A 19214-nucleotide genomic window follows, 5' to 3' on the forward strand; every position below is an offset into this window, starting at 1 on the left:
GGAGCAGCTAAAGCAATGAAGGCTCAGCGCAGGTTTGGGTTGTCTTTGTCGTGGGCGCGAGTCACGGTGGTGTTCTTGGTCGTCGTCGGCATCTTGCTGATCGCCAGTCATTGCCCAGACTCGTGGCAGGGCAACTACCACATCGCGTGGTGGGTGGGGGTCGGCATCTCGGTGATCATCACGCTGCTCTCGCTGGTCACCCATCACGGCCTCACGGTGACATCCGGTCTGGCCGGATGGCTGTGGGATTGGTCGGCCGACCCGGGGACCACGCTCGCCGCGGGGTGCACGCCCGCCCTCGACTACCAGCGCCGGTTCGGACGCGACAAGGTCGGGGTGCGCGAGTACGACGGCCGTCTGGTCACCGTGATCGCGCTGGACGCCAATGACGACCCGACGGCACACCATCATCGGCAGCGCAGTGCGCCGCCGGCCAGCGTTCTGGTGCGGTCGGTCGCGGCCGGCCTACGCCAGTTCGACGTGCACCTCGAGGGCATCGACATCGTCTCGGTGCAAATGCGCCGGGGCGGCAACGCCGCCGAGCTGTCCAAGCTCGACAAGCTGGGCCCCGAAGAGTGGGGTCTGGTCAGTGAGCAGCCCGCCTCGTACGTGCGCCGCACCTGGCTGGTGCTACGGATGAACCCGCAGTCCAACGTCGCCGCGGTTGCGGCCCGTGACTCGCTGGCTTCCACACTCGTCGCGGCGACCGAGCGGCTGGTCCAGGATCTCGACGCACCGGGCTGTGCACCCCGTCCGCTGACCTCCGAGGAGATCACCGAGGTCGATAGCGCTGTGCTGGCGGACCTGGAGCCGACCTGGAGCCGGCCCGGATGGCGCTACCTCAAGCACTTCAACGGGTTCGCGACCAGCTTCTGGCTGACGCCGTCGGACATCACCACCGAGACGCTGGAGGAGTTGTGGCTGCCCGACGCCGAGGCGACCGTGGTGACCATCCAGCTCACCTCGGACGACGGCCGGCCCCAGGTGTCGGGCTGGGTGCGCTATCACAGCGACAGCCGGCTGCCCCGAGGAGTGTCGTCAGGACTCAATCGGCTGACCGGCCGCCAGTTGGCCGCGGTACGCGCTAGCCTGCCTGCCCCGACGACCCGCGCTTTGCTGGTCGTGCCCACCCGCGAGCTGCTCGAGGACGACGACTTGGTGCTCCAGGTCGGCCAGGATCGGGAGGGCGCGGAGCGCTTGCTTGCGGGTCAATGAGCCGCCCGCAATCAGCAGCGGAGGACGTCCGCAACGCAATGGTTGCCGGCCTGTTGGCGTCGGGAATCTCCGTCAACGGACTCCAACCCAGCCACAATCCCCAAGTGGCGCTGCGGATGTTCACCACGGCCACCTCGCTCGACCCGGCCATGTGCGACGCGTGGCTGGCGCGGCTGCTGGCCGGGGACCAGAGCATTGAAGTGCTCGCCGGAGCCTGGTCCGCGGTCGGTACCTTCGGCTGGGAGACCCGTCGGCTCGGCGTCACGGAATTGCAGTTTCATCCCGACGTCTCCGATGGGTTGTTTCTGCGACTGGCGGTCCTCAGCGCGGAGTCGCTCGCGTGCGCGTACGCCGCGGTGCTCGGCGAGGCGAAGCGCTACGAGGAAGCCGTCACACTGCTTGATCGCGTCGAACCGCGCCAGCCCATCGACGAAGAGTTGATCGCCTACGTGCGGGGCATTCTGTACTTCCGCGCCGGGCGATGGCCGGACGTGCTTACCCAATTCCCCGAGGGCAAGATCTGGCGCAACCCCGAACTCAAGGCAGCCGGTGCGGCGATGGCAACCACGGCGCTGGCGTCGCTCGGTGTCTTCGAGGAGGCGGTCCGGCGCAGCCAGGACGCGATCGAGGCGGATCGGGTGCCGGGCGCGGCCAATGTCGCCCTGTACACCCAGGGCATGTGCCTGCGGCACCTCGGTCGCGAGGAGGAAGCCCTCGAGGTATTCCGCCGGGTGTACTCGCGGGATCCCAAGTTCGCTCCGGCTCGCGAAGCGCTCGACAACGCCAACTACCAGTTGGTGCTGACCGACCCGGAAACCATCGAGGCTCGTACGGACCCCTGGGATCCGGACAGCGCACCGACCCGCGAGGAGAACGAAGCCGCCCGGCACGCCGAGGAGGCTGCCAGGTACTTGGCCGAAGGCGATGCCGAACTCAACGCGATGCTCGGCATGGAGAAGGCCAAGCGGGAAATCAAACTCATCAAGTCCACGACCAAGGTGAACCTGGCGCGCGCGAAGATGGGTCTGCCGGTGCCGGTGACCTCGCGCCACACGTTGTTGCTGGGTCCACCCGGGACCGGAAAGACCTCGGTGGCGCGCGCTTTCAGCAAGCAGCTGTGCGGATTGACGGTGCTGCGCAAGCCCGTGGTGGTGGAGACCAGCCGCACCAAATTATTGGGCCGGTACATGGCAGACGCCGAGAAGAACACCGAGGAGATGCTCGAGGAGGCGTTGGGCGGAGCGGTCTTCTTCGACGAGATGCACACCCTGCATGAGAAGGGGTACCAACAGGGCGACCCCTACGGGAATGCGATCATCAACACCTTGCTGCTGTACATGGAGAATCACCGCGACGAACTCGTGGTCTTCGGCGCCGGGTACGCCAAGGCAATGGACAAGATGCTCGAGGTAAATCAGGGTTTACGCCGACGCTTTTCGACCGTGATCGAGTTCTTCAGCTACGCGCCCGACGAGCTCGTTGCACTGACCCGGATGATGGGGCAGGAAAACGAAGACGTCATCACCGACGAGGCAGCCGAGGCCCTACGGCCGTCCTACACCAAGTTCTACTTCGACGAGACCTACTCCGAAGACGGGGATCTGATTCGCGGCATCGATACGCTCGGTAATGCCGGCTTCGTGCGAAATGTGGTGGAGAAGGCCCGCGACCACCGGAGTTTTCGTCTCGACGACGAAGACCTCGACACGGTTCTGGCCAGCGACACCACCGAATTCAGCGAGCTGCAACTGCTCCGGTTCAGGGAACTCAGCGGCGAAGATCTGCTCGAGGGTCTCAGCGCGGCAGTCGCCGAGAAGAAGTCGAGCTAAGGATCGTTTGCGAGCCGCAAGCTATCACGGACCCCGGGCCCCCGAATGGCATCCGCGTGTCCGCATCATGAATTGTTGCGAACGCCTCGCATCTAGCTTGACTCACTCTGTTTCGAGTGCCACGATGGCGTGTGCAAGCACCTCGTTAGGTGAGGCTTCCATGACGGATATAGGCCACTGACCCCAAACGTCGAAAGACGCCCAGGGTCAGGACAGCTCTTCCCGGCTTAAGGGTTGAGCCCAAGTGGCTTCTGGCTATTTGTTAGCCAGATACGCAGTGTGGTGCCGAAGCTCTGATGAGAGGGGTGCCGGATCCGGCGATTTCGCCGGTTGTCCCCAACCTCTTCGTGCACAATAAAAGGCATCTCGGTGTGCCCAGGCGATGAGGAGGTGAGAACGAAATTAATCCCTATTCTCGATCGATGACTTTTCGTTCGAGCCGACTACGGCACTCTTGCCTATCGGCTTGCACCGAGCCGCCCACCTACGTTGCGCAATCGGTGTCTGTCCTAGCTAGGGTCGCGCCTCCGGCTCACCCGTATTCCTGAGGAGAACGCCGATGAGTTCTATCAACGTCCAGACCGGTGCCGGTGCATATGCGGTCACCGAGGCAGTCGACGTAGCCGCCTGCTGAGCGCCGAGGGGGAACCATGTTCGATTTTGCGGCGTTACCGCCGGAAGTCAATTCGACGAGAATATATTCGGGCCCCGGATCAGGGCCGTTGCTGGCCGCTGCCGCCGCGTGGAACGCACTGGCTGCCGAAATGCGTTCCGCGGCAACCGATTACGAGTCGGTGATCAAGGAGCTGACCAGCGCAGGTTGGTATGGCCCGTCGTCGGTGTCGATGCTGGCCGCGGCCGCGCCCTATCTGACTTGGCTGAACACCACGGCCGGCCAAGCGGAGCAGACCGGTATGCAAGCCAACGCGGCCGCGACCGCTTTTGAGGCCGCGTTCGCGATGACGGTGCCCCCGCCGGTCGTCGCAGCCAACCGCACACTGCTGGCAAACCTGGTGGCTACCAACATTTTTGGGCAGAACACTCCGGCGATCGCGGCCACCGATGCCGAATACGCCGAAATGTGGGCCCAGGATGCCGGGGCGATGAACGGCTATGCCGTCGCGTCGAACTCGGCGGCCCGGATAACGCCGTTCACCTCGCCGCAGACGAACACCACCCCCGATGCGGTGGAGGAACAAAACCAGGCCGTCAACCAGGCCACCAATACGGCGGCCGGGAATGCGCGGTCGTTGTTGTCGAATAGCGACGTCTCCGCCCTGGACGCGGATCCTGCTGCCGCGCCCCAGGGGCCGGCGGAGGATTACTGGACCGCCTTCCTGGACGGGTCGAACAACACGGCCCTGGGAAATTTCCTGCAGAGTAGTTTCTTCTCCAACTCAGTCCTCAACGGTTCGCTTGCCGGCGGACCGTTCAACCCGCAGTCCATTATTGGAACGGCGGTAGGTGCGATGGGGACACGCGCGACGGTGCTGTCCGGCCTGGGTGACTTCGCCGCAAACGCGGAAGGAGGAGGGATGGCCGCCCTGGCATCCAACACGGTGCCCTCGGCGGGCTTGGGCGGCGCATCGGCAGGTGTGGGCAACGCGCATCTGGTGGGGTCCATGTCGGTGCCGCAGACCTGGGCCTCGGCAGCCAACATCACCCCAGGGCAAGTGGCGACGCCGGTCACCGGCCTCAGCGACATCGGGACCTCCGGGGCGCCGGCAGCCGGCGGGCCCGGCGGTGTGGCGGGTCCGCTGGGCGGCACCGGTCGCAGGCTACGCCGCGCCATCCCCAGGTACGGGTTTCGTCCAGTCGTCATGCCACGTCCACCGGCCGCCGGTTAAGAGACGTCGGGAGGAGATGTCATGCTGAATTTCGGGGCACTACCGCCGGAAGTCAACTCGGCCAAAATGTATGCGGGCGCCGGCTCGGGATCATTGCTGGCCGCCGCAGCGGCCTGGAATGCCATCGCTGCTGAATTACGTTCGACGGCAACCAATTACGAGTCGGTAATCAAATCGCTGGTCAGCGAGGGCTGGCTAGGTCCGGCGTCGTCGAAGATGGCCGCAGCGGTCCAGCCCTATATCGAATGGCTGGACACCACCGCGGTTCAGGCCGAGCAAGCCGGCGCGCAAGCCAACGCGGCCGCGGCCGCGTACGAGGCCGCGTTCGCCGCGACGGTGCCCCCGCCGCTGGTGGCTGCCAACCGCACTCTGCTGGCGAACCTGGTGGCGACCAACGTCATTGGTCAGAACACCGGGGCGATCGCGACCACCGAGGCGCAATACGGCGAGATGTGGGCACAGGATGCCTCCGCGATGACCAGCTACTCCGCCGCTTCGCGCGCGGCAACCGAAATGATGACGTTCAGCCAACCGCAATCCGACACCACGACGGACGGAACGGAACAGCAAGCCGACGCGGTCAACAACGCCCAGGCCGCACCGGCCGCCGCTGCGGGGGACAGCATATTCACGCCCGGTTCGGGTGATGACACGACCGGACTCTCCGGGTTGCTGAACAGTTTCAGCAACTCAACCCCCAATCTGCTGGGGGCCTTCCTCAACAACAACAGCGTCGGTGGCCTGTCCAACGCCTTTACCACCAATGGCATTCTGAACCCGACGACATTCGTCGATTCGCAGGTGGCGCTCAACTCCCTGAGCGCGGTAGGCGCAAGCACGGATGGGCTGGAGGATCTGGCCGCCGGGCTGGGGAGTAGCGCGTCGTTGGCGTCGGCGGTGAGCGTGCCCGGCGCGGCAGCGACAGCGAGCGTGGGGCAGGCGAGCCTGGTGGGCGCCTTATCGGTTCCACCAACCTGGGCTGGTACCGGGGCGTCGGTCAGCACGGTCGCGGCGACCACTCAGGTCGGGGCGGGTGCCTATCACAGCTTTGGCGCCGCCACTCCGATGGTGATGGAAGAGGCCGGCGCGGTGGGGATGCCCGGGGTGCCGCTGGCAGGCATTCCGGGCGCGCATGAGGACGAATTCGCTGAACCGATCTATGGGTTCCGCCCGCGCGTCATCGGACGTCCGCCCGCAGCAGGATAACGACGGATGAAAGCCCTCCCGTTTCTCGCCGGCGTCGCCGTCTTGATCGGCCTGGCCGCACCGGCGCACGCCGACTCGGACGATGACGCCTTCCTCGCCGCGCTCACCAAGGCGGGCATCAGCTATCAGAATCCGGACAAAGCCATCAAAGCCGGCCAAAAGGTCTGCGACCTGGCCAACTCAGGGACGTCACAGCTGGACATCGTCAGAGACATCCGAGATCTCAATCCCGCCTTTACCATGGCCAGCGCCGCCAGATTCGCCCAAGCCGCCGCCAGCGTCTACTGCCCCAACCTGCTGGCCGACAACCCCGACCCCGGCAGCGGAACCTAAACACGGGGGCGGAAGTTAGACAGCGGGGCCAGCCCGTACCCGGCTCTTCTCGCTAGCGCGTTAGCACCTTGCGTTTCTCCGCGCCGTCCCCGTCGCGATAGTCAACCCACCCGCGGGCACCTGTGGACGATGGGCCAGGGGCGCAGCATCTTCCGCAACGGCCGATCGCCCTAACTTGGCCCCCGCCCTCACAGCAAACCCTCAGAAGCCGGCAAGCCTCATAGCAGTTCCACATGTTTACGTTAGGTGAAATTTAGGGGAGCTTGATATGAACCATTGACTTCAATTCGGCACTGTGTACGCGCCTTGTCGCGCTGAGTCGTGCGCAGACCGTCTCGCTTAGGCCGGGCAGCAGTCCGGCACCAGTGATGCGCTTGCCGCAGGGGACTTTTGGGCGGCGTTAGGGCATCGACACGCCAGGTGTTCATCGCGCAGCGAATTCGGAATTTCCGGGCAATATACCAGCCCGGCAATTGTTTCCGTTGACAATTCGAACACCGTCGCGCCGTCGATCGCCGTTGGGCTCATAACCAGTACAAGTCTGAGACCGCCCGCAAATTAGTTGCGTAATTGCGCTATTGCGGTTATTTCGTGTGCCCACAAGAGAATTTCTAGAGCGCCATAAGATGGGAGGGTTAGATAGTCGCCATCGACTCGGTAAACAATAGTTCTCTATACCTGTTAACACGATTGAGGGCCGGTGCGAAGATAGGTGTACTCGCGAACTGTAATCAGTGTTGGCCTCCTGGCGGTCCGTCGCTGGTTACTGGATTTGTCCAGCTTGCCCTGTTATTTTGTCCCAGCGGGAGTTAGCTGTAGCGAACCGATGTCCTCACACCAGGACCCCATGCAATGACAGTTCTTTTTTACAGCACGATTACCCGGCGGGAACGCGTCGCGCATACTTTGTGCCCATGATGATCGCTATATTGAAGCTGCGAATTTGCACCAGGAGCACACGGAGATCCTGAGAAATTCTCAGCGGGGAGTGGACGAGCCTGTTGTCATTAAACACGTGTAATACAACCCGGATTCGATGGATTTCCTTAGAGCTGCGGCGCGTTTGCGGCGAGCACTGTGAAACCGCGCCTACCATGGCGGCCAAATGAGGGAGCGGAGGTAAGAAATGTTGGACTTCGGGGCGTTACCACCGGAGATCAACTCCGGTCGGATGTATGTGGGTGCGGGATCGGGGCCGATGCTGGCCGCTGCGGCAGCCTGGGACGAGTTAGCCGCGGAACTGCTCTCGACGGCGGCCTTGTACGGCTCGACGATCCAGGGCCTGTCCGTCGGGTTGTGGACCGGTCCGTCGTCGATTTCGATGGCTTCCGCGGCTGCGCCGTATGTGCAGTGGATGAGCGCGACAGGGGCGCAGGCCGAGCAGGTGGCCGCGCAGGCCAAGCTTGCTGCGGGTGCCTATGAGGCGGCGTTCGCGGCCACGGTGCCGCCGCCGGTCATCGCGGCCAACCGTTCGCTGCTCGCGACGCTGGTTGCGACCAATCTCCTGGGCCAAAACACGCCGGCGATCGCGGCGACCGAAGCCCAGTACGTGGAGATGTGGGCGCAGGACGCCGCCGCGATGTATGCGTATGCCGGGTCGTCGGCGACCGCGTCGCAGCTGCCGCCGTTCACCGAGCCGCCGCAAACAACGAACGGCTCGAGCTCGCAGCGGCAAGCGGCCGCTGTCGCTCAGTCGGGCACCACATCGGGTGCCAGCACCGCCACACAGCTGTCGTCGAATGCGGTGCAAGCCCTTTCGACGACAGTGACCGCGGCGGCTGATCCGTCGGCGGGGTTGACGGTGCCGCCCGCCGTGACGAACTGGAACACCATTTGGTCAGCCATTACCGGGGTGTTCTCGCCCCAGTCGTGGTCGACGATCCCGGGTGGTCCGTTCCTGTCGTTCGGACAGACCTACGCGTGGGCCCAGAACGGGCAGGCCGCGCAGGCGTATCTGGCTGGACCGAAATTCATTTCGGGTCAGTTGGAGCCGTTGACCAGGGCCGCCGTCGGCGTGCATCCGATGCTGAGCTCCGCGGTCGGTGGATCGCCGGTTACCGGGTCGATGGGTAAGGCCTCCTTGGTGGGAAGCATGTCGGTGCCGCAGGGTTGGACAGAGGCGGCGCCGAATATCAGAATGCTCGCGCAATCGTTGCCCGCCAACTTGGCGGGCGCCCCGGCCGCGATGGTCGGGGAGGAGGGTGTGTTCAGCCAGATGGCGTTGTCCAGCCTGGCGGGACGCGCTGTGGCCGCCACCTCGACCTACTCAGTGAGCGGCAATGCCGCGACGGCGGCCGCGCTGGGTGGTCTGGTCGCCGAAGCCGACCCCGCGGCCGCCACGATCATCGTGATCCCGGCTCTGGAGGACTGACCGCGATGAATACCACGCCCAGCAATCCAGCACCGTCCAGCCCGGCGTCGGCCACCAGGTAAAGGGGTAACGACATGTTTTACGGAGCCTTTCCACCGGAGTTCAACTCGGGCCGCATGTATGCCGGTCCGGGAGCGGAGTCGTTGGTGACAGCGGCGACGGCTTGGGAGAACCTGGCCGCCGAATTGCAGTCCATCGCTACCTCGTATTCGTCGGTGGTTTCGAATCTGACGACCGGGCCATGGGTCGGTCCGTCGTCGCTTGCCATGGCGGCCGCGGCCGCGCCTTACGTGGCGTGGATGCAGCAGACCGCGGCCCAGGCCGCCCAAACCGCGGTGCAAGCGACCGAGGCGGCCGCCGCGTATGAGGCGGCGTTCGCCGCGCACGTGCCGCCGCCGTTGATCGCCGCCAACCGCGAACTGCTCGCGCAGTTGATGGCGACCAACCTTTTCGGTCAGAACACCGGGGAGATCGCGGCCACCGAAGCCCAGTACGGCGAAATGTGGGCCCAGGACGGCGAGGCGATGGACACCTACTTCGCTTCCTCGGCTACTGCCTCGAACAAGTTGACGGAGTTCAGCCCAGCCCCGAGGACCACCAACGAGGCGGGCCCGGAGATGCAGGCGGCCGCGCTCTCCACGTCGTCTAGCACCACGGCCGGATCGGCGGCAACGACCGCGGCGGCCGCGGCCACCACACCCCCCGGGGCGCTGGGGTGGCTCGCCCAGTTGGCCACCGACTACCAGAACTTCTGGACCAACCTGCTGAACACCGTGCCGGGCGGGGCGAACTTTTACACGAGTTTTTACAACGCTTTGAAGGTTCCGCTGGGCCTGACCACGCAGTACAACGACATCGGGTTGCTGATCAACTTTCCGGTGTCGCAGTGGCTCAAGTTCGCACCACCGGTGGCCTATGGTGCGCTCCCGAAGGACGCGCTGGGCGCCGGTCTGGGCGCGTTGGGCTTTTCCCGCGGCACGCTGTTCGACGCGATCAGCCCGACGGCCGGTTTCGCGCGCGGAACCCTGGTCGGATCGTTGACGGTCCCGCCCAGCTGGGCCTCGGCGACCCCGGCGATCAGGACGGTGGCTGCCGCCTTGACGGCCGCCGGGCCCGAGGCCATTCCCGCGGCGGCGCTCGGCGAGGGAAGCCTGTTCAGTTCGATGGGGATGGCGGGGATGCTGGGCAGCGCCATGGGTGCCGGAGGACCCACCGTGGTCCGTGCCGGCATCCGCAATCGGATGACCCCGATCAAAGACCTCAAGGACAAGAACTCGCCCGAACAGCTGAAACGTCTTGTCGCACAGATATCGGAGAAACCCGAAACCGTGCAGCACCACAACGTCGATCAAGAGGGTCTCGATGCGTTGCTCGAGCAACTGGCCAAGAAACCCGGCATCCACGCGGTGCACCTGAAAAAGGGCAAGTCCAAGGTCATCCCGTCCGGAGAAGCGCAATTAGGATAGGGGCCAAGGCCTTTGGTCACGAACGAACAAGTAAAGGCTTCCTCGCAATGAGAGGGTGATCGGTGATGAAAAAACTACTGACGGCACTTGGCGTCGCCGCCTTGATCGGCTTTGCGGCACCGGCGTACGCCGACCCCATTCCGGAACCGGACGGCGACGACGCGGGCTTCCTTGCCGCACTGCGCCAAGCCGGGTTCAGCTTTTCCAGCGAGGGTGCTGCCGTCTCGGCAGGACGAGCGGTGTGCACCTGCCTGAACAACGGCGAAGACAACTTGGAACTACTCCACGACGTGAAAAGCCGCAACCCCGGAATGGACATGGAGATGGCATCCAACTTCGCCTTGATCTCCGCGAAATTCTACTGCCCACACCAACTTTCGAAGGCTTGATCGAGAGTCGATTCCAATGCGACCGCTGCTAGCGCTACTCGGTGTGTCCGCGATGATCGGCCTGGCGGCGCCCGCTCACGGCGATCCGGACGGCAGTTCCGACGACACCGGCTTCCTCGCGACGGTGCGCGGCGCGGGCATCACCTACACCGACCCGGCTCAGGCCGTCGCATTCGGAAAGGCGGTGTGCGGCTTGATCGGAGCGGGCAAATCCGGCTCGGAGCTGGTGCACGACCTGCAGCGCAACAACCCCGGCATGACCACGGATCACGCAACCCTGTTCGTGGGGATCTCGGCGAAGTATTACTGTCCGCAGCAACTCGCCGGCAAGCCCGCCTCAGCACGGTAGCGACGGCCGGCCACCCGGCAGCGCGAAGGTGTCACGGGAATGACTGCCGGGGAACCGGATTGGCCGGGATTTAGCTGGCGTTCATCTGGGCGTGGTTACCTGGCCGGGGCTGGTCAGTGCCCATCGCGTCCGGTCGGGGGGACTGCGCGGCCGCGTCGTCGGGGGAAGGAGTGCGGGTATGACGCAGACGTTGAGCGTCGCCGATTTCGCGCTCCGGCTGGCCGTCGGGGTGGGCTGCGGCGCACTGATCGGCATGGAGCGGCAATGGCGAGCGCGCCGGGCCGGTCTGCGCACGAATGCACTGGTCGCCGCGGGTGCGACGTTGTTCGTGCTGTATGCGGTTGCCACCCAGGACAGCAGCCCCACCAGAGTTGCGTCCTATGTGGTGTCGGGCATCGGATTCCTCGGCGGCGGGGTGATCCTGCGCGAGGGCGTCAACGTCCGGGGCCTCAACACCGCCGCCACCCTGTGGTGCTCCGCGGCCATCGGCGTGCTGGCCGCCTCCGGGCACCTCGTGTTCACTTTGATCGCCACCCTTACCGTCCTCACCATCCACTTGGTGGGCCGCCCGCTGGGGCGGGTGATCGACCACGACAACGACACCGAAGAAGACGAAGGTCGGCAACCTTTTCTGGTGCAGGCAATCTGTCGCCCGAAATCCGCGAAGTACGCCCGCGCCCAATTGGTCCAGCACGCCCGCAGCAACGATCTCACGCTGCGCGGCATCCACACCGGGCAGGCCGCCGACGACGAGATCACCTTGACGGCACACCTTCTCGTGGATGGCCATACACCCGCCAAGTTGGAGCGATTGGTGGCCGAGCTGTCGCTGCAACCCGGAGTTCGCGCGGTGCAGTGGTATGCCGGCGACGAAGCTCAGTCCGACTGACGAGACCGGCTACGACCGGGACGGTAACTCCGGTGCGGCCGCGGCCAGCAGGTCGGTACGGTCGCCGGTCAACCCCAGGCCGTAACCTGTCTGTGTGGGTGCCGTCACTGGGTTTTTAGCCGTACTACCCCCGCAAATGCGGGACCCGGTGCTGTTCGCCATTCCGTTTTTCCTGCTGTTGCTGATTCTCGAATGGACTGCGGCACGCAAGCTGGAACGGCTTGAGATCGCCACCGTCGATCCCCGACCGGCGTCGGGCGCCTATCTGACCCGTGATTCTTGGGCGAGCATGTCGATGGGGCTGGTGTCGATCGCCACTACCGCAGGCTGGAAGACCCTGGCGCTGCTCGGGTATGCGGCGATTTATGCCTACCTGGCGCCGTGGCACCTGCGGGTAGACCAGTGGTACACCTGGGTCATCGCGATCGTCGGCGTCGACCTGCTGTACTACGCCTACCACCGCATCGCCCACCGGGTACGGTTGGTCTGGGCCACCCACCAGGCGCATCACTCGAGCCAATACTTCAACTTCGCGACCGCGCTGCGCCAGAAGTGGAACAACAGTGGCGAGATCTTGATGTGGATCCCGTTGCCGCTGTTGGGGATTCCGCCGTGGATGGTGTTCTTCGCCTTCTCGCTGAACTTGATCTACCAGTACTGGGTGCACACCGAGCGGATCGACAAGCTGCCGCGACCGATCGAATTCGTCTTCAACACGCCGTCACACCATCGAGTGCACCACGGCATGGACCAGGTGTATCTCGACAAGAACTACGGCGGCATCTTCATCGTTTGGGACCGCTTGTTCGGCAGTTTCCAGTCGGAGCTGTTCCGTCCGCACTACGGCCTCACCAAGCAAGTGGACACCTTCAACATCTGGAAACTGCAGACTCGCGAATACGTCGCGATTGCGCGCGACTGGCGGTCGGCCAGCCGGCTTCGGGACCGGCTGGGCTACGTTTTCGGACCGCCGGGCTGGACTCCACGCCCGGCTGGTCAACCCGACGACTCCGTTCGGCTGGCGACGTCGATGTAACGCTGGCCCCGGCTAGCGCGAATAGGTCGATGTCGAAACAGTAACGACGTAATCTCAGTTTGTGGTCGGTAGGCGCGCCGACCTCGACGGAACGGAGTTCGTCCGTGGTGTATCGCATCGCACTTCGCGTAGTGGCCGCAGCGGTTGCCGCCCTGGCCTTTACCCCTGGTCTGCCGGCCGCGACGGCCCACGCCGACCCGGTGGTGGTCTTCCCGGGCATGGAGATCCTGCAGGACAACCGGCTGTGCACGCTCGGCTACGTCGACCAGTCCCAGAAAATCGCTTACACCGCGGGACACTGTCGCAGCACCGGCACTACCGTCACCGACAAGAACCGCAACCCCATCGGCCATCTCGCGACCTTCCGCGACGACACGCCCAGCGGCTCGACGGTGGCAATCGACCAGGCGATCAGCGACTACGAAGTGATCGCACTGGACGCCGATATCCCGACCAACAACATCCTGCCGGGCGGACGTCCGCTGGTGTCGAGCCCGAACGTGGCGCTTACCCCCGGGCAGGCGGTCTGCCACTTCGGCGTATCCACCGGGGAAACCTGCGGGACCGTCGAGGCAGTGAACAACGGCTGGTTCACCATGTCCCACGGCGTCCAGAGCCACCCGGGCGACTCGGGCGGACCGGTGTACCTGGCCGGCGGCGGTCCCGGACAAATCGTCGGGATCTTCAACAGCATGTGGGGCGACTTTCCCGCGGCCGTGTCGTGGCGAACCACCTCCGAGGAGGTCCACCAGGACATGGCGGGGCAGGCCAACGGCGGCTAGCCCCGCGTCACTGCGAGCCGCCCGCCACGCCGAGCACAAACACCGGTATCGACGGGGCGCCGGCACGGAATTGCTCGTCGGTGGACTCCGGTGTCAACCCGGCGACATAGCCTTTGACCTGCCAGTACCACCTGTCGAGGTAGCGCTTCAACAACTCGGGTTTGGCCGCGTCGGCGACCTCCGTGGCCTGGACCTGCCGCCGACGCCAGCGGGGTCCCAGTTCCACGACGCCCGCCGCCCGGACGTTGCGCGCCCACTGGGTGTTTCCTCGCGGTGAGACGAGATAGTCGACGCCGTCGATCGTCAGCAGGTTGATCACCACCGCACGCGGCTTTCCCGTCTTGCGCCCGCGGACCCGCAGCGCCCGGGTCCCGGCGATGCTGACCCCCGACTCGGCGAGCCAGCGAATGACGGCGTTACCGGCCCGGACGGCCCGGTTGGGTTCTTCGTAACGCGTGGACATGGTGGATCCTCTCGGCCGGGCTTCGGTAATCGTGAGAGCAGTGCTCTCTATCGTGGTGACAGTGCCACAACACCTACCGAAAAGCAAGAGCGGTGATCTCGGTTATGCCAGACTGATCACGTGGGCAAACGCCAGGAATCGCGGGAACAGATCGAGACACGCATCGTCGAGCTGGGCCGTCGCCACCTGGTCGATCGCGGCGCGGCCGGGTTGTCGCTGCGTGCGATCGCACGCGACCTCGGCATGGTCTCCTCGGCCGTGTACCGGTATGTGTCCAGCCGCGACGAATTGCTCACCCTGCTGCTGATCGACGCCTACACCGATCTGGCCAACGCGGTCGACCGGGCCCGCGACACCGCCGACGAACTGTGGAGTGACGACGTCGTCGCCATCGCTCGGGCAGCGCGAAGGTGGGCCGTCGATCATCCCGCGCAGTGGGCCCTGCTGTACGGCAGCCCGGTTCCCGGCTATCACGCTCCTGCCGAGCGCACCGTCGGAGTCGGCACCCGTGTGGTCGGAGCCATCTTCGATGCCATCGCCGCGGGGATCACCACTGGCGACATCAGGCTGACCAATACCGTTGTCCCACAACCGCTGTCGTCCGACTTCGACCGGATTCGGCAAGAATTCAGCTTTCCCGGCGACGACGCTGTCATCGCGAAGTGCTTTTTGTTCTGGGCGGGGGTGCTGGGCGCCATCAACCTCGAGGTGTTCGGACAGTACGGCGCCGACACCCTGACCGATCCGGAGGCGGTCTTCAACACCCAGCTTGGGCTGCTGGTGGACATGTTGGCTCAGCACTGATCCGCCGAGTCGGCGGCGCCCGAATTAGAACGTGTTCACCCGAAGATTCGGGACACCGGGCGCCGGATTATGGCAAAGACTTGCTGGGCCTTTCTGGGGCCGACAGCCTGGGTTATCCTGCCAGACAATGACGCTTCCCGTTCAGTCACCGACACAGATCGCGTGGGTTACCCAGAGTCTGGATGCCACCGAAATGGCTCTCACCGGCCTATTAGGCGTCCGGAAGTGGGTGCGCATACCCGACGTGCACTTTGCTCCGGACATCTGCAGCTACCGTGGCAACCCCGCGGATTTCGTCGCCAGCATCTCACTGAGCTATCTCGGCGATATGCAGCTGGAGCTGATCGAACCGGTCAGTGGGGAGAACATCTATAGTGAATTCCTGCGTGACTCAGCCCCGGGTTTGCACCACATCTGCATGGAGGCCGACAGCCCCGAACAATTCGAAGCCACGCTGGCCGACGCCGCCAACCGCGGCGCCACCGTGGTGCAGCAGGGCGTGATGCCGGGCGGCTTAGGCGGTCAGTTCGCCTATGTGTCGGCGCCGCAGGCGGGAGTGCCGTTTGTGGAATACGCGTACATCTCGCCGAAGATGAGGGCGTTTTACGACTACATCAAACAGGAGCAAGGGTGAGCCGCGCCTGCGACGACGCAGTGGGGGCACCCCCAGCCGCGCCGCGGCGAGCGGGACGTAGCGACGAGGAGGAGTGGCGCCAATGAGCACCGAAATACCAGCAACGGTCAACGCAGACACAGTGACGTCCTGGTCGGACGACGTCGACGTGCTCGTGATCGGTTTCGGGATCGGCGGTGGCTGCGCGGCGGTGAGTGCGGCCGCTGCCGGCGCGCGGGTGCTGGTCCTCGAGCGCGCCGCCGTGGCGGGCGGAACGACGTCGCTTGCCGGCGGCCACTTCTACCTGGGCGGCGGCACCGCGGTCCAGCAGGCCACCGGCCACGACGACTCGCCCGAGGAGATGTACAAGTATCTGGTCGCGGTGTCTCGCCAGCCGGATCACGACAAGATTCGTGCCTACTGCGAGGGCAGCGTCGAGCATTTCGATTGGCTCGAAGATCTGGGCTTCCAATTCGAGCGCAGCTACTTCCCGGGCAAAGCGGTGATTCAGCCCAACACCGAGGGATTGATGTTCACCGGCAACGAAAAGGTGTGGCCATTCCTGGAGAAGGCGGTGCCGGCGCCGCGCGGCCATAAGGTGCCGGTGCCCGGCGACACCGGCGGCGCCAGCATGGTGATCGACCTGCTGCTCAAGCGGGCCGCCAGCCTGGGCGTGCAAATCCGTTACGAGACCGGCGCCACCGAACTGATCGTGGATGATTCCGGCCCAGAAACTCAAGTGACCGGCGTGATGTGGAAGCAGTTCACCGAAACCGGTGCGATCAAAGCAAAGTCGGTGATCATTGCCGCCGGGGGATTCGTGATGAACCCGGAGATGGTAGCCAAGTACACCCCGAAACTGGCCGAGAAGCCGTTCGTGCTCGGTAATACCTACGACGACGGCCTCGGCATCCGGATGGGGGTATCGGCCGGGGGCGCCACCCAGCATATGGATCAGATCTTCATCACCGCTCCGCCGTACCCGCCGTCGATCCTGCTGACCGGGATCATCGTGAACAAGCTGGGGCAGCGGTTCGTCACCGAGGACTGCTATCACTCCCGCACGTCCGGGTTCATCATGGATCAGCCGGACAGCGCGGCATTCTTGATCGTCGACGAGGCGCACCTGCAGCACCCGACGATGCCGCTGGTGCCACTCATTGACGGCTGGGAAACCGTCCCCGAAATGGAAGCCGCACTTGGTATTCCGGAGGGCAACCTGGTCGCGACGCTGGACCGCTACAACACCTACGCCGCGCGCGGCGAGGACCCCGACTTCCACAAGCAGCCGGAATTCCTTGCGGCGCAAGACAAAGGCCCATGGGGTGCGTTCGACATGTCGCTGGGCAAGGCGATGTACGCCGGATTCACCGTCGGCGGGCTGGCCACGTCCCTGGATGGTCAGGTGCTGCGCGAAGACGGCACCGTGGTGTCCGGTCTGTACGCGGTCGGGGCGTGCGCGTCCAATATCGCCCAGGACGGCAAAGGCTACGCCAGCGGGACGCAGCTGGGCGAGGGCTCGTTCTTCGGCCGCCGCGCCGGAACGCACGCGGCCCAGGGGGCCGGGGGCGCGTAGGCGCGTAGGCGCACAGCGCCGGAACGCACGCGGCCCAGCAGCGTTAGACCTTCGCGGGCTCCGGGGCAACCGGTCCGAGCCGCCATTGGCCGCCGCCGAGCAATTGCAGCTCTTGTTTGTGATGCTGCTCGACGGTGTGGCGATGGCTGACGCTGACCACGACGCACTCCGGTAGTTCGCTGCGCAGCAGCTGGTAGAGCGCGAATTCCAGTCCCTCGTCGAGCGCGGAGGTGGATTCGTCAAGGAAGACCGCCCGCGGTTTGGTGAGCAGCACCCGGGCGAAGGCGACGCGCTGCTGCTCACCCGGAGAGAGCACCTTGGCCCAGTCCTGCTCTTCGTCGATCCGTGGGATCAGCGGGGCCAGAGCCACCTTGGTCAGCACGTCATGCAACTCGCCGTCGGAGATGGCGTCCGTCGAATTCGGGTAGCAGACCACGCCGCGCAGACTGCCCAGCGGCACATACGGCAGCTGGGACAGGAACATCGTCGCGTTGTCGCCGTCCGGGCGGCAAAGCGTCCCGGACGCGTACGGCCACAATTCGGCCAGGCTGCGCAGCAGCGTGGTCTTGCCGGCACCCGAACGCCCGGTGATCACCAGCGTGTCGCCGCTGTCCAGTTCGATGTCGAGCGCGTCGATCAGCTGATCGCCGGCCGGCGTGCGCACCTCGATACCGGCCAACTCGACCGCCTTGTCTTGGCTCGGCTTGACCAGCACCGAGGGCAGCGCACGGCCCTGGGCGTTGGCGTCGACCAATCCGTGCAACCGGATGATGGCCGCCCGGAACGAGGCGAACGCGTCGTAGTTGTTCCGGAAGAACGACAGCGAGTCATGAATATTGCCGAACGCCGTTGCCGTCTGGCCGACATCGCCGAAGTTGATTTTGCCCGAGAACAACCGCGGCGCCTGGATGATCCACGGCAGCGGGACAATCGCTTGCGACACCGACCAGTTCCAGCCGTTGAAGATGATGGTTCGGCGGACGAACTTGCGGTAGTTGTCGATGATCGGCGTGAAGCGCCGCCACAGTTGCGCCCGCTCGACCCGCTCGCCGCGGTAGAAGCCGACCGCCTCCGCGGCGTCGCGCAGCCGCACCAGGGCATAGCGGAAGGCGGCGTTGAGCTTCTCGTTGTTGAAGCTAAGCCAAATCAGCGGACGCCCAAGCCAAATCGCGACGACGGTCGCGATCACCACATAGACCAGCACCGTCCAGAACATGGCCCGCGGCAGCGTGACACCGAACAGGGTCAGGTCCCCGGACAGGTTCCACAGGATGGCGGCGAACGAGATCACCGAAGCCACCGCGTTGACGGCCCCGAACAGCAGCGTGCCGCCCGTCCCGTTGGACGGGTTGTTCGGGGTTCCACCCGCGTTGGCGGTGAAGATGTCGATGTCCTGCTGGATACGCTGGTCGGGGTTGTCAATGGTGTTGTCGATGAACAGATCCCGGTAATAGGCCTTGCCGTCCAGCCAGTCGTCGGTCAGGTGTGCGGTCAGCCACATGCGCCACGCGATCATGAACCGCTGGGTGATGTAGATGTCGAGCATGAATCGAATGACGTAGAGCGTGGCCAGCACGCTGAAAATCAGCAGCGACATGTAAAAGCCGTGAATTCCAGACTGTTTGACGGTGTCGTCGCCCGCGGCCGTCCCCTGTACCGCGATCTGCACCGACGTGTACAGATCGTTGCCCTGGTAACTGAGCAGCACGGTCAGCCGCACGGCAAGGAGCACCGACAGCAGCAGCACCCCAAGCAGCAGCCACACCTTGACGCTGGCCGGCCCGACGAAATACCCGCGGGTGATCCGCCAGAACTGCCGGCCCCAGGGCGTGAAATACCTGAATGCGGTCAGCACGACGATCAGACAAACCGCACCGACCGCCCAGGCGATGGCGACCCACTGCAGCGATTCCACAAGTGCCGACGACCAGTCGATGGATGGCTTGAATAGCGTGGGACCCAAGTTCGACGTCTCCTTGCTATCGAGGCTTCTGAACAGCCTCGTGGCGAATGCTTCCCCGCGAAGGTACCCGAGAACGGCGGATA

General features: G+C 64.8%; 17 protein-coding genes and 1 riboswitch. Of the genes, 15 read left to right on the forward strand and 2 right to left on the reverse strand.

The window, feature by feature from the left end; all coding sequences use genetic code 11:
- The first annotated feature begins 15 nt into the window (after positions 1–15).
- From eccE to OK015_RS15245, 12 genes are all read left to right on the forward strand, one after another.
- Positions 16–1215 carry a type VII secretion protein EccE gene (gene eccE / locus OK015_RS15190; RefSeq protein ID WP_268124028.1) on the forward strand — a complete coding sequence of 400 codons (1200 nt, stop codon included), beginning with the start codon at positions 16–18 and terminating at the stop codon, positions 1213–1215.
- A complete protein-coding gene (gene eccA / locus OK015_RS15195; protein ID WP_268124030.1) occupies positions 1212–3044 on the forward strand; it encodes a type VII secretion AAA-ATPase EccA in 1833 nt (610 codons plus the stop codon). Before eccE ends, eccA begins: the two co-directional genes overlap by 4 nt.
- 134 nt (positions 3045–3178) lie before the next feature.
- A riboswitch (M-box (ykoK) riboswitch) is annotated at positions 3179–3356 on the forward strand.
- A gap of 338 nt (positions 3357–3694) precedes the next feature.
- Positions 3695–4891: a PPE family protein gene (locus tag OK015_RS15200; protein ID WP_268124032.1), complete on the forward strand. Its 1197-nt coding sequence runs from the start codon at positions 3695–3697 to the stop codon at positions 4889–4891.
- 21 nt (positions 4892–4912) lie between these two features.
- Positions 4913–6097, forward strand: coding sequence for a PPE family protein (locus OK015_RS15205; RefSeq protein WP_326498484.1), 1185 nt, complete (start codon positions 4913–4915; stop codon positions 6095–6097).
- A 6-nt stretch (positions 6098–6103) separates the two neighbouring features.
- Positions 6104–6430 (forward strand): DUF732 domain-containing protein, encoded by a 327-nt coding sequence (locus OK015_RS15210; RefSeq protein ID WP_268124034.1) that lies wholly within the window; start codon positions 6104–6106, stop codon positions 6428–6430.
- A gap of 1126 nt (positions 6431–7556) precedes the next feature.
- Positions 7557–8801, forward strand: coding sequence for a PPE family protein (locus OK015_RS15215; RefSeq protein WP_326498485.1), 1245 nt, complete (start codon positions 7557–7559; stop codon positions 8799–8801).
- Between the two features lie 74 nt (positions 8802–8875).
- Positions 8876–10267, forward strand: coding sequence for a PPE family protein (locus OK015_RS15220; protein WP_268124036.1), 1392 nt, complete (start codon positions 8876–8878; stop codon positions 10265–10267).
- A 62-nt stretch (positions 10268–10329) separates the two neighbouring features.
- Positions 10330–10656, forward strand: coding sequence for a DUF732 domain-containing protein (locus OK015_RS15225; RefSeq protein ID WP_268124038.1), 327 nt, complete (start codon positions 10330–10332; stop codon positions 10654–10656).
- Between the two features lie 16 nt (positions 10657–10672).
- A complete protein-coding gene (locus tag OK015_RS15230) occupies positions 10673–11005 on the forward strand; it encodes a DUF732 domain-containing protein (protein WP_268124040.1) in 333 nt (110 codons plus the stop codon).
- A 178-nt stretch (positions 11006–11183) separates the two neighbouring features.
- Entirely contained in the window at positions 11184–11894 is a 711-nt protein-coding gene (locus tag OK015_RS15235) for an MgtC/SapB family protein (protein WP_268124042.1), read from the forward strand.
- A 94-nt stretch (positions 11895–11988) separates the two neighbouring features.
- The gene (locus tag OK015_RS15240; RefSeq protein WP_268124044.1) at positions 11989–12930 is read left to right on the forward strand and encodes a sterol desaturase family protein; all 942 of its coding nucleotides are present in this window, start codon (positions 11989–11991) and stop codon (positions 12928–12930) included.
- Positions 12931–13034: 104 nt separating this feature from the next.
- Positions 13035–13712, forward strand: a complete 678-nt coding sequence (locus tag OK015_RS15245; RefSeq protein ID WP_268124046.1) for an Rv1815 family serine proteinase — start codon at positions 13035–13037, stop codon at positions 13710–13712.
- Positions 13713–13719: 7 nt separating this feature from the next.
- Here the strand turns inward: OK015_RS15245 and OK015_RS15250 are convergent, their stop codons facing one another.
- Positions 13720–14175, reverse strand: coding sequence for a nitroreductase/quinone reductase family protein (locus OK015_RS15250; protein ID WP_268124048.1), 456 nt, complete (start codon positions 14173–14175; stop codon positions 13720–13722).
- A gap of 120 nt (positions 14176–14295) precedes the next feature.
- Here OK015_RS15250 and OK015_RS15255 point away from each other — a divergent pair, with 120 nt between their 5' ends.
- From OK015_RS15255 to OK015_RS15265, 3 genes are all read left to right on the forward strand, one after another.
- Positions 14296–14979 carry a TetR/AcrR family transcriptional regulator gene (locus OK015_RS15255; RefSeq protein WP_268124050.1) on the forward strand — a complete coding sequence of 228 codons (684 nt, stop codon included), beginning with the start codon at positions 14296–14298 and terminating at the stop codon, positions 14977–14979.
- A gap of 127 nt (positions 14980–15106) precedes the next feature.
- Positions 15107–15613 carry a VOC family protein gene (locus tag OK015_RS15260; RefSeq protein ID WP_268124052.1) on the forward strand — a complete coding sequence of 169 codons (507 nt, stop codon included), beginning with the start codon at positions 15107–15109 and terminating at the stop codon, positions 15611–15613.
- 82 nt (positions 15614–15695) lie between these two features.
- Positions 15696–17168 (forward strand): FAD-binding protein, encoded by a 1473-nt coding sequence (locus OK015_RS15265; protein ID WP_268124054.1) that lies wholly within the window; start codon positions 15696–15698, stop codon positions 17166–17168.
- 43 nt (positions 17169–17211) lie between these two features.
- Here OK015_RS15265 and OK015_RS15270 read toward each other — a convergent pair whose 3' ends face one another.
- Positions 17212–19131 carry an ABC transporter ATP-binding protein/permease gene (locus OK015_RS15270; RefSeq protein WP_268124056.1) on the reverse strand — a complete coding sequence of 640 codons (1920 nt, stop codon included), beginning with the start codon at positions 19129–19131 and terminating at the stop codon, positions 17212–17214.
- Positions 19132–19214: the final 83 nt, after the last annotated feature.

Source organism: Mycobacterium sp. Aquia_216, from assembly GCF_026723865.1.
Taxonomy (GTDB): domain Bacteria; phylum Actinomycetota; class Actinomycetes; order Mycobacteriales; family Mycobacteriaceae; genus Mycobacterium.